The 9,443-nt window shown below is 69.1% G+C and carries 11 protein-coding genes; 3 read left to right on the top strand and 8 right to left on the bottom strand.

What is annotated here, in order from left to right:
- Positions 1–137: 137 nt before the first annotated feature.
- Genes ABZ453_RS03605 through ABZ453_RS03570 form a run of 8 tightly spaced genes read right to left on the bottom strand, consistent with a single transcriptional unit; the run spans position 138 to position 6,678 of the window.
- Entirely contained in the window at positions 138–470 is a 333-nt protein-coding gene (locus ABZ453_RS03605; protein WP_356761320.1) for a metal-sulfur cluster assembly factor, read from the bottom strand.
- Positions 467–934, bottom strand: a complete 468-nt coding sequence (sufU, locus tag ABZ453_RS03600; RefSeq protein WP_356761322.1) for a Fe-S cluster assembly sulfur transfer protein SufU — start codon at positions 932–934, stop codon at positions 467–469. The genes ABZ453_RS03605 and sufU overlap by 4 nt, the downstream gene beginning before the upstream one ends.
- A 16-nt stretch (positions 935–950) precedes the next feature.
- The gene (locus tag ABZ453_RS03595) at positions 951–2,207 is read right to left on the bottom strand and encodes a cysteine desulfurase (RefSeq protein ID WP_359011129.1); all 1,257 of its coding nucleotides are present in this window, start codon (positions 2,205–2,207) and stop codon (positions 951–953) included.
- Positions 2,204–2,968, bottom strand: coding sequence for a Fe-S cluster assembly ATPase SufC (gene sufC, locus ABZ453_RS03590; protein ID WP_359011127.1), 765 nt, complete (start codon positions 2,966–2,968; stop codon positions 2,204–2,206). The genes ABZ453_RS03595 and sufC overlap by 4 nt, the downstream gene beginning before the upstream one ends.
- 8 nt (positions 2,969–2,976) lie before the next feature.
- A complete protein-coding gene (locus tag ABZ453_RS03585) occupies positions 2,977–3,306 on the bottom strand; it encodes a bifunctional 3-phenylpropionate/cinnamic acid dioxygenase ferredoxin subunit (RefSeq protein WP_359011125.1) in 330 nt (109 codons plus the stop codon).
- Positions 3,306–4,487, bottom strand: coding sequence for a Fe-S cluster assembly protein SufD (gene sufD / locus ABZ453_RS03580; protein WP_359011124.1), 1,182 nt, complete (start codon positions 4,485–4,487; stop codon positions 3,306–3,308). Before sufD ends, ABZ453_RS03585 begins: the two co-directional genes overlap by 1 nt.
- A 59-nt stretch (positions 4,488–4,546) precedes the next feature.
- Positions 4,547–5,971: a Fe-S cluster assembly protein SufB gene (gene sufB / locus ABZ453_RS03575; protein ID WP_359011122.1), complete on the bottom strand. Its 1,425-nt coding sequence runs from the start codon at positions 5,969–5,971 to the stop codon at positions 4,547–4,549.
- A complete protein-coding gene (locus ABZ453_RS03570) occupies positions 5,968–6,678 on the bottom strand; it encodes a metalloregulator ArsR/SmtB family transcription factor (RefSeq protein ID WP_359011120.1) in 711 nt (236 codons plus the stop codon). Before ABZ453_RS03570 ends, sufB begins: the two co-directional genes overlap by 4 nt.
- Positions 6,679–6,839: 161 nt before the next feature.
- Between ABZ453_RS03570 and ABZ453_RS03565 the strand changes: the two genes are divergently transcribed.
- The 3 genes from ABZ453_RS03565 to ABZ453_RS03555 are packed head-to-tail and all read left to right on the top strand — an operon-like array spanning position 6,840 to position 9,398.
- On the top strand, positions 6,840–7,688 hold the full coding sequence (locus ABZ453_RS03565; protein ID WP_359011118.1) for an AAC(3) family N-acetyltransferase: 849 nt from the start codon (positions 6,840–6,842) through the stop codon (positions 7,686–7,688).
- A gap of 10 nt (positions 7,689–7,698) precedes the next feature.
- Positions 7,699–8,622: an ABC transporter ATP-binding protein gene (locus ABZ453_RS03560; RefSeq protein ID WP_359011116.1), complete on the top strand. Its 924-nt coding sequence runs from the start codon at positions 7,699–7,701 to the stop codon at positions 8,620–8,622.
- Positions 8,619–9,398, top strand: a complete 780-nt coding sequence (locus ABZ453_RS03555; protein ID WP_359011115.1) for an ABC transporter permease — start codon at positions 8,619–8,621, stop codon at positions 9,396–9,398. The genes ABZ453_RS03560 and ABZ453_RS03555 overlap by 4 nt, the downstream gene beginning before the upstream one ends.
- The last annotated feature ends 45 nt before the right edge of the window (positions 9,399–9,443 follow it).

Raw genomic sequence — 9,443 nt, 5'->3', positions numbered from 1 at the left:
CGTACAATAACTTCCCCCTGTCCGGGGCGGGGGCGGGGGGGCGGGGGGGGGGGGGGGCCCCCCCCCCCCCCCCCGCGCCCACCCGGGTGCGGCCCCCCCGCTTCCCGCGTTCGCGTGCCCGCGTGTCCTGGGCTGTCTCAGACGTTGAATCCCAGCGCCCGGAGCTGCTCGCGTCCGTCGTCGGTGATCTTGTCCGGGCCCCACGGCGGCATCCAGACCCAGTTGATCCGCAGCTCGTTGACGAGGCCGTCGGTGGCGGACTGGGCCTGGTCCTCGATGACGTCCGTCAGCGGACAGGCCGCGGAGGTCAGGGTCATGTCGACGGTCGCGATGTTGGCGTCGTCGATGTGGATGCCGTAGATCAGGCCGAGGTTGACGACGTCGATGCCCAGCTCGGGGTCGACCACGTCCATGAGGGCCTCGCGGAGCTCTTCCTCCGAGGCCGGCTTCATCTCCACGGTGTCGGTCATGCCGTCTTCCTTTCGGCTTCGGCGCCACCCAGCGCCTGGGCCGTCGCGTCCTTCCACGCCATCCAGCTGAGGAGGGCGCACTTGACCCGGGCCGGGTACTTGGAGACACCGGAGAACGCGACCGCGTCCTCCAGCACCTCCTCCATCGCGTCGTCGGGCTCCAGCCTGCCCTTGGACTGCATCAGCTCCAGGAAGGTCTCCTGGATCTTCCGCGCGTCGGCCAGCTCCTTGCCGACCAGCAGTTCGTTCAGCACGGAGGCGGAGGCCTGGCTGATCGAGCAGCCCTGGCCCTCGTACGAGACGTCCTCGATCCTCGTGCCCTCGTACCTCACGCGGAGGGTGATCTCGTCGCCGCAGGTCGGGTTCACGTGGTGCACCTCGGCGTCGCCATCACGCAGACCACGCCCATGAGGGTTCTTGTAGTGGTCCAGGATGACTTCCTGGTACATCGAGTCCAGCTTCATGCGATCGCTCGTCCCATCAGCCGAAGAAGTTCCGTACGTGTTCCAGCCCGTCGACCAGAGCATCGATCTCGGCCGGCGTGGAGTACAGATAGAACGACGCTCGCGTGGTCGCGGGAATTCCGTACCGGAGGCAGACGGGCCGCGCGCAGTGGTGGCCCACCCGGACCGCGATGCCCTGCTCGTCGAGGACCTGGCCCACGTCGTGCGGGTGGATGTCGCCGAGCGTGAAGGAGATCGCCGCGCCCCGCTCCTCGGCCGTGGTCGGGCCGATGATCCGCAGGTCGGGGACCTCCGCCAGACGCCCCACCGCGTACTCCGTCAGCGCGTGCTCATGGGCGAGGATCTTGTCCATGCCGATGGCGTTCAGGTAGTCGATGGCCGCGCCGAGACCGACCGCCTGAGCGATCGGCGGGGTGCCCGCCTCGAACTTGTGCGGAGCGGGGGCGTAGGTCGACGAGTGCATCGACACGGTCTCGATCATCTCGCCGCCGCCGAGGAACGGAGGCAGGTCCTCCAGCAGCTCCTGCCGGCCCCACAGGACGCCTATGCCGGTCGGGCCGCACATCTTGTGGCCGGTGAAGGCCACGAAGTCGGCCTGCAGGGCCTGTACGTCCAGCGGCATGTGCGGGGCGGCCTGGGAGGCGTCGATGCAGACCAGGGCGCCGACCTCCTGGGCGCGCCGGATGATCGTCTCGACCGGGTTGACCGTGCCCAGGATGTTGGAGACCAGCACGAAGGAGACGATCTTCGTCTTCTCGGTGATGATCTCGTCGATGTTGGACAGGTCGAGCCGGCCGTCGTCGGTCAGGCCGAACCACTTCAGCTTCGCGCCCGTGCGCTGCGAGAGCAGCTGCCAGGGCACGATGTTGGAGTGGTGCTCCATCTCCGTGATGACGATCTCGGTCTCGGAGTCCACCCGGTAGGGCTCGTCGGCCCAACCGAGCATGTTGGCCACGAGGTTGAGCGACTCGGAGGCGTTCTTGGTGAAGATCACCTCGTCCCGCGAGGGCGCGTTGATGAAGGAGGCGACCTTGTCACGCGCGCCCTCGTACAGCGCCGTGGCCTCCTCGGCGAGCACATGCACACCGCGGTGGACGTTGGCGTTGTAGCGCTCGTAGTACTCGGCGAGGGCGTCCAGCACCTGGCGCGGCTTCTGCGAGGTCGCCGCGTTGTCCAGGTACACGAGCTTCCGGTCGTCGTGGACCAGCCGGTCCAGGATCGGGAAGTCCTTGCGGATCGCCTCGGCGTCGAGGAGGCCCGGCAGCTGTGTCACTCGGATGCGCCACCCTTCGTGTAAGCCTCGTAGCCCTCGTTCTCCAGCTTGTCGGCGAGTTCGGCACCGCCGGACTCCACGATCTTGCCGCCGGCGAACACGTGCACGTAGTCGGGCTTGATGTAGCGCAGGATGCGCGTGTAGTGCGTGATCAGCAGGGTGCCGACCTCGCCGGTCTCACGGACGCGGTTGACGCCCTCGGAGACGATCCGCAGCGCGTCGACGTCGAGACCGGAGTCGGTCTCGTCGAGGATCGCGATCTTCGGCTTGAGCAGTTCGAGCTGGAGGATCTCGTGGCGCTTCTTCTCGCCGCCGGAGAAGCCCTCGTTGACGTTGCGCTCGGCGAAGGAGGGGTCCATGTTGAGGCGCTCCATGGCCTCCTTGACCTCCTTCACCCAGGTGCGCAGCTTGGGGGCCTCGCCGCGGATGGCGGTGGCGGAGGTCCGCAGGAAGTTCGACACGGACACACCGGGGACCTCGACCGGGTACTGCATCGCCAGGAACAGGCCGGCGCGGGCGCGCTCGTCGACGGACATCTCCAGGACGTCCTCGCCGTCGAGGGTGACGGAGCCGCCGGTGATCGTGTACTTGGGGTGGCCCGCGAGGGAGTAGGCGAGGGTCGACTTGCCGGAGCCGTTGGGGCCCATGATGGCGTGCGTCTCGCCCTGCTTCACGGTCAGGTCGACGCCCTTGAGGATCTCCTTCGTGGCGTTGTCGGCCTCGACGGTGACGCGCAGGTCTCGGATTTCAAGCGTTGCCATGGGTTGCCTCAGGACTCCTGGTTGAGGGAGGCGCGGACGTCGACAAGGACGCTGCCCCCTTCGATCTTTACGGGGTATACGGGGACGGGGCGCGTGGCGGGGAGGCCGGACGGCTTGCCGGTGCGCAGGTCGAAGCTGGAGCCGTGCAGCCAGCACTCGATCTGGCAGTCCTCCACCTCGCCCTCGGACAGCGAGACGTTGGCGTGCGAGCAGATGTCGTTGATCGCGAAGACCTCGCCCGCGGTGTGCACGACGGAGACCGGCGTGCCGTCGAGTTCCACCCGCTTCGGGGTGTCCTCCTCCAGCTCGCTCAGCGCGCAGGCGCGTAGGTAGGCCATCAGACGGTGGCCTCCAGCTCGGCCTCGATCTTCTCGATCAGCCGTGCCTCGATGTCGTCGACGCCGATCTGCTGGACCAGCTCGGCGAAGAAGCCGCGCACCACCAGACGGCGGGCCTCGTCGGCCGGGATGCCGCGGGCCATCAGGTAGAAGAGCTGCTCGTCGTCGAAGCGGCCGGTGGCGGAGGCGTGTCCGGCGCCCACGATCTCGCCGGTCTCGATCTCCAGGTTCGGCACGGAGTCGACGCGGGCGCCGTCGGTCAGAACCAGGTTCCGGTTCATCTCGTACGTGTCCGTGCCCTCGGCCTTGGCCTCGATGAGCACGTCACCGATCCACACGGCGTGCGCGTCGTCGCCCTGGAGCGCGCCCTTGTAGACGACGTTGGACTTGCAGTGCGGGGTGTTGTGGTCGACCAGGAGGCGGTGCTCCTGGTGCTGGCCCTTGTCGGTGAAGTAGAGCCCGAACAGCTCGGCCTCGCCGCCGGTGCCGGCGTAGGAGACGCGCGGGTGCAGCCGTACGAGGTCGCCGCCGAAGGTGACGACCACGGACTTGAAGGAGGCGTCCCGGCCGATGAGGGCGTTGTGCTGGGCGACGTGCACGGCCTTGTCGTCCCAGTCCTGGATGGAGACGACCGTCAGCTTGGCGCCGTCGCCCAGGATGTAGTCGACGTTGGCGGCGAGCACGGCGTCACCGGTGTGGTCGATGACGACGACGGCCTCGGCGAAGGCGCCCAGCTCGATCACCTGGTGGCCGAAGCGGGTGCCGCCCTCGCCGTGCACGGCGATACGGATCGGCTCGGTGAGCACCGTCTCCTTGGGGACGGTGACCACGCCGGCCTTCTCGAACGCGGAGTACGCCTGGGCGGCGACGCGGTCCACCGGGGTGCCGGCCTTGCCGATCCGGGCGTCGTCACGGCCGACGGTCTCGACGGTGACGCCCTCGGGGGCCTCCACCTCGACCGTGACGCCCTCGCCGGTCGCGACGGCGGTGCCGTCGTGCAGGCCGCGCAGGCGCTCCAGCGGGGTGAACCGCCACTCCTCCTCACGGCCGTGCGGGACGGGGAAGTCCTGCACGTCGAAGGACGGGGGCGCGCTCATGCGCGTGGCGACGGTCGACTCGGCGGCGACCGCGATCGAGCCGGCGGTGGTGGAACCCACCGGGATGTTCTGGGCCTCAGCCATGGCTGTCGGTGTGCTCTCTTTCCTGCGTAAGTGACTTGATGGGGACGGCGGTTGGGGCCTCAGCCGACCGCGCCTTCCATCTGGAGCTCGATCAGCCGGTTGAGCTCGAGGGCGTACTCCATGGGCAGCTCCTTGGCGATGGGCTCGACGAAGCCGCGCACGATCATCGCCATCGCCTCGAACTCGGAGAGACCACGGCTCATCAGGTAGAAGAGCTGGTCCTCGGAGACCTTGGAGACGGTCGCCTCATGGCCCATGGACACGTCGTCCTCGCGGACGTCGACGTACGGGTACGTGTCGGAGCGGGAGATGGTGTCGACGAGCAGCGCGTCGCACAGCACGTTCGACTTGGAGCCGTGGGCGCCCTCGCCGATCTCGACGAGACCGCGGTAGGAGGTACGGCCACCGCCGCGCGCCACCGACTTGGAGACGATGTTGGAGGAGGTGTTCGGCGCCATGTGGACCATCTTGGAACCGGCGTCCTGGTGCTGGCCCTCGCCCGCGAAGGCGATGGAGAGGGTCTCGCCCTTGGCGTGCTCGCCCATCAGGTAGACGGCCGGGTACTTCATCGTCACCTTGGAGCCGATGTTGCCGTCGATCCACTCCATGGTCGCGCCCTCGTAGGCGACGGCGCGCTTGGTGACCAGGTTGTAGACGTTGTTCGACCAGTTCTGGATGGTCGTGTAGCGGCAGCGGGCGTTCTTCTTGACGATGATCTCGACGACCGCGGAGTGCAGCGAGTCCGACTTGTAGATCGGGGCCGTACATCCCTCGACGTAGTGCACGTAGGCACCCTCGTCGACGATGATCAGGGTCCGCTCGAACTGGCCCATGTTCTCCGTGTTGATGCGGAAGTAGGCCTGGAGCGGGATCTCCACGTGGACGCCCGGCGGGACGTAGATGAAGGAGCCGCCCGACCACACGGCGGTGTTCAGCGAGGCGAACTTGTTGTCGCCGACCGGGATGACGGTCCCGAAGTACTCCTTGAAGAGCTCCGGGTGCTCCTTCAGCGCGGTGTCGGTGTCCAGGAAGATGACGCCCTGCTCCTCCAGGTCCTCGCGGATCTGGTGGTAGACGACCTCGGACTCGTACTGGGCGGCGACACCGGCGACCAGGCGCTGCTTCTCCGCCTCCGGGATGCCGAGCTTGTCGTACGTGTTCTTGATGTCCTCGGGCAGGTCCTCCCAGGACTCCGCCTGCTTCTCCGTGGAGCGTACGAAGTACTTGATGTTGTCGAAGTCGATGCCCGACAGGTCCGAGCCCCAGTTCGGCATGGGCTTCTTGCCGAACAGGCGCAGGCCCTTGAGACGGAGCTTGGTCATCCACTCCGGCTCGTTCTTCTTCGCGGAGATGTCGCGGACGACCTCCTCGTTCAGACCGCGCTTGGCAGAGGCGCCGGCCTCGTCGGAGTCCGCCCAGCCGTACTCGTACTTGCCCAGACCTTCGAGCTCAGGGTGGGCGGTCTCCTCGATGGGGAGAGTCATGCGGGGTTCCTCCCGGCCGTGCTTGCAGATGCGTTGTGGGAAATCTTGGGGATGAACGTCGTGCAGACGCCGTCACCGTGCGCGATGGTCGCCAGTCGCTGGACATGGGTTCCCAGCAGCTGGGAGAAGATCTCGGTCTCCGCCTCGCAGAGCTGGGGGAACTTTTCCGCGACATGGGCGACCGGGCAGTGGTGCTGGCACAGCTGCTCGCCGACCGGTGCGCTGCGCGCCGTAGCAGCGTACCCGTCCGCGCTCAGCGCCTTGGCCAGGGCTTCCGTGCGCTCCTCGGGGGCGGCGGCCTCGATCGCCCTGCGGTAGGCGTCGGCCTGTTCGGCGATCCTGGCGCGCGCGAAGGCGACGACCGCCTCGTCCCCGCCGAAGCGCTCCTGGATCCAGCGCAGGGCGTCCGCGGCGAGCTTGTCGTAGGACTGGTAGAAGGCGTCGCGGCCGCAGTCGGTGAGCGCGAAGACCTTGGCGGGGCGGCCCCGCGTGCGCGTGCCGTACACCCGCTGCTCACGGGCCTCCACGACGTCGTCGGCGACCAGCGCGTCCAGGTGCCTGCGGACGGCGGCCTGGGTCAGGCCCAGCCGGCCGGCCAGCTCCGCGACGGTCGACGGGCCGTGGTCCAGGACGGACCGCGCGACCCGGTTGCGCGTGGAGCGCTCACCGGTCGCGAGTTCCTCCTGAGCCTCGCCAACGTATTTCACAACACCATTGTTGCGTAATTCCTCAGGACCGGGCAACCCACGTCCGCTCTGACGGGCGGTGCGCTGCATCACTTAGGCTCACCTAAGGCGACCTGGGGAAACGATCTTTGATCGATCAAATCGGTGGCGTTCGCGATCCGGGTCGAGCAGACTCCCGAACCATGCCGACACCCCTTCCCACCGGCCCACTTGTCACTCGCGACACCATCACCGCAGAGCTGCGCGCGCTGGGTGTCGAACCCGGCGAGATCCTTCTCGTGCACTCCTCCCTCAGCAGTCTCGGCTGGGTCTGCGGAGGAGCCGTGGCGGTCGTCCAGGCCCTGCTGGACGCGGTGGGCCCGGAGGGCACGATCGTCGTCCCGACCCAGACCGGCGACCTCTCGGACCCGGCCCTGTGGGAGAGGCCGCCCGTGCCCGAGGACTGGTGGGACCGGATCCGGGCGACCATGCCCGCCTACGACCCGCGGCTGACGCCCTCGCGCGGGGTGGGCGTGATCCCGGAGACGCTGCGCACCTGGCCGGGCGCCCTGCGCAGCGCGCATCCGCAGACGTCGTTCGCGGCCCTCGGTCCGCGCGCGGCGGAGATACTCGACGGCCACGCGCCCGACTGCCGGCTCGGCGAGCGCAGCCCGCTGGCCCGCCTGGAGCGGCTGCACGCGCGCGTACTGCTCCTCGGCGCCGGCTACGACACCTGCACCTGCTTCCATCTCGCCGAGTACCGGATACCGTCCCCGCTCGTGCGGGTCGGCCGCCCGGGGGCGGACGGCTGGGAGACGGTGACCGAGGTGTCGATCACCACGGACCGGTTCGACGAGCTGGGGTACGACTTCGAGCGGGACCGTCCCGTCGTACGGGGCACGGTGGGCGCGGCCGACGTACGGCTGTTCCCCGTGGTGGACGCGGTGGCCTACGCGGAGCGGTGGCTGGCGCTGCACCGATCTCGCGAGGACGAGATGTCGGCGGGTGGAGATCCCGCACCCGCCCGTCGGGGCCGCGGACCGCGTACCTAGACTCAGGCCCATGCGAAGTGAGCCCGTGGTCCAGGTTCAGGCCCTGGTGAAGCGGTACGGCACGAAAACCGCCGTCGACGGCCTCGACCTGGTGGCCAGGGCGGGCGTGACCGCCGTACTCGGCCCGAACGGCGCGGGCAAGACCACTACCGTGGAGACCTGTGAGGGCTACCGCAGACCGGACTCCGGCACGGTCCGCGTGCTCGGCCTCGACCCGGTCCGGCAGGCGCGCGAGCTGCACCCCCGTATCGGCGTGATGCTCCAGTCCGGCGGCGTCTACTCGGGCGCGCGGGCGGACGAGATGCTGCGGCACGTGGCGAAGCTGCACGCCCATCCGCTGGACGTGGACGCGCTGATCGAGCGCCTGGGCCTCGGCAGCTGCGGCCGTACGACCTACCGCCGGCTCTCCGGCGGCCAGCAGCAGCGCCTGGCCCTCGCCATGGCGGTCGTCGGCCGCCCGGAGCTGGTCTTCCTGGACGAGCCGACCGCCGGTCTCGACCCGCAGGCCCGCCACGCCACCTGGGACCTGGTCCGCGATCTGCGCGCCGACGGTGTCTCGGTCATCCTCACCACGCACTACATGGAGGAGGCCGAGCAGCTCGCCGACGACGTCGCGATCATCGACGCGGGCCGGGTCATCGCACAGGGCTCGCCCGAGGACCTGTGCCGGGGCGGCGCCGAGAACACCCTGCGCTTCGTCGGCCGCCCCGGTCTCGACGTGGGTTCCCTGCTCAAGGCGCTCCCCGCGGACTGCAGCGCCGCCGAGCTGACGCCGGGCTCCTACCGGGTCGTCGGCAAGGTCGACCCCCAGCTGCTCGCGACGGTCGCTTCCTGGTGCGCACAGCACGGTGTGATGCCGGACAGGATCTCGGTGGAACGCCACACCCTCGAAGACGTCTTCCTGGAACTGACCGGCAAGGAGCTGCGCTCATGACGACGGCCACGGGTAGGGGTACGTACACGCCGAAGCCCGGCGCGGCCCCCCTGCCCCGCATGATCGCGGCCCAGGCGGCGCTCGAGACGAAGATGCTGCTGCGCAACGGCGAGCAGCTCCTGCTCACCGTCGTGATCCCGACCCTCCTGCTCGTGCTGTTCAGCGCGGTGGACATCGTCGACACGGGCGCGGGAGAGGCGGTCGACTTCCTCACCCCCGGCATCCTGGCCCTCGCGGTGATGTCGACCGCCTTCACCGGCCAGGCGATCGCCACCGGCTTCGAACGCCGCTACGGCGTCCTCAAGCGCCTCGCCTCCTCGCCGCTGCCCCGCTGGGGCCTGATGACGGCGAAGACGGCGTCGGTTCTGGTCACCGAGATCCTGCAGGTCGTCCTGCTGACGGTGATCGCCTTCGCGCTCGGCTGGAACCCGCACGGCAACCCCCTGGCCGTCCTGCTCCTGCTGGTCCTCGGCACGGCGGCCTTCTCGGGGCTGGGTCTGCTGATGGCGGGCACCCTGAAGGCGGAGGCGACCCTGGCCGCCGCCAACCTGGTCTTCCTGCTGCTGCTCGTCGGCGGCGGCGTCATCGTCCCGCTGGACAAGTTCCCGCAGGGCGCCCAGGACGTCCTGGGCCTGCTGCCGATCTCGGCCCTGTCCGACGGGTTGCGGGACGTACTGCAGCACGGCGCCGGCATGCCCTGGGGCGACCTGGGGATCCTGGCCGTCTGGGCGGTCCTGGGGCTGGCGGTCGCCGGGAAATTCTTCCGCTGGGAGTAGGGGCGGCATGGACCCTCGTGAAAGCGTGCACAAGCGGCGGCCTAC

The sequence above is a fragment of the Streptomyces sp. NPDC005799 genome (genome assembly GCF_040630525.1).
GTDB classification, from domain to species: domain Bacteria; phylum Actinomycetota; class Actinomycetes; order Streptomycetales; family Streptomycetaceae; genus Streptomyces; species Streptomyces griseorubiginosus_B.
Note: the sequence above shows the minus strand (reverse complement) of the source record. Positions and strands in the feature narration are given on the sequence as shown.

Excerpts from the sequence above, each read along its gene's own strand:
- ABZ453_RS03605 (WP_356761320.1), bottom strand. The coding sequence starts at position 470 with ATGACCGACACCGTGGAGATGAAGCCGGCCTCGGAGGAAGAGCTCCGC.
- ABZ453_RS03560 (WP_359011116.1), top strand. The coding sequence starts at position 7,699 with ATGCGAAGTGAGCCCGTGGTCCAGGTTCAGGCCCTGGTGAAGCGGTAC.
- ABZ453_RS03585 (WP_359011125.1), bottom strand. The coding sequence starts at position 3,306 with ATGGCCTACCTACGCGCCTGCGCGCTGAGCGAGCTGGAGGAGGACACC.
- ABZ453_RS03565 (WP_359011118.1), top strand. The coding sequence starts at position 6,840 with ATGCCGACACCCCTTCCCACCGGCCCACTTGTCACTCGCGACACCATC.
- ABZ453_RS03555 (WP_359011115.1), top strand. The coding sequence starts at position 8,619 with ATGACGACGGCCACGGGTAGGGGTACGTACACGCCGAAGCCCGGCGCG.
- sufB (WP_359011122.1), bottom strand. The coding sequence starts at position 5,971 with ATGACTCTCCCCATCGAGGAGACCGCCCACCCTGAGCTCGAAGGTCTG.
- sufC (WP_359011127.1), bottom strand. The coding sequence starts at position 2,968 with ATGGCAACGCTTGAAATCCGAGACCTGCGCGTCACCGTCGAGGCCGAC.
- sufU (WP_356761322.1), bottom strand. The coding sequence starts at position 934 with ATGAAGCTGGACTCGATGTACCAGGAAGTCATCCTGGACCACTACAAG.
- sufD (WP_359011124.1), bottom strand. The coding sequence starts at position 4,487 with ATGGCTGAGGCCCAGAACATCCCGGTGGGTTCCACCACCGCCGGCTCG.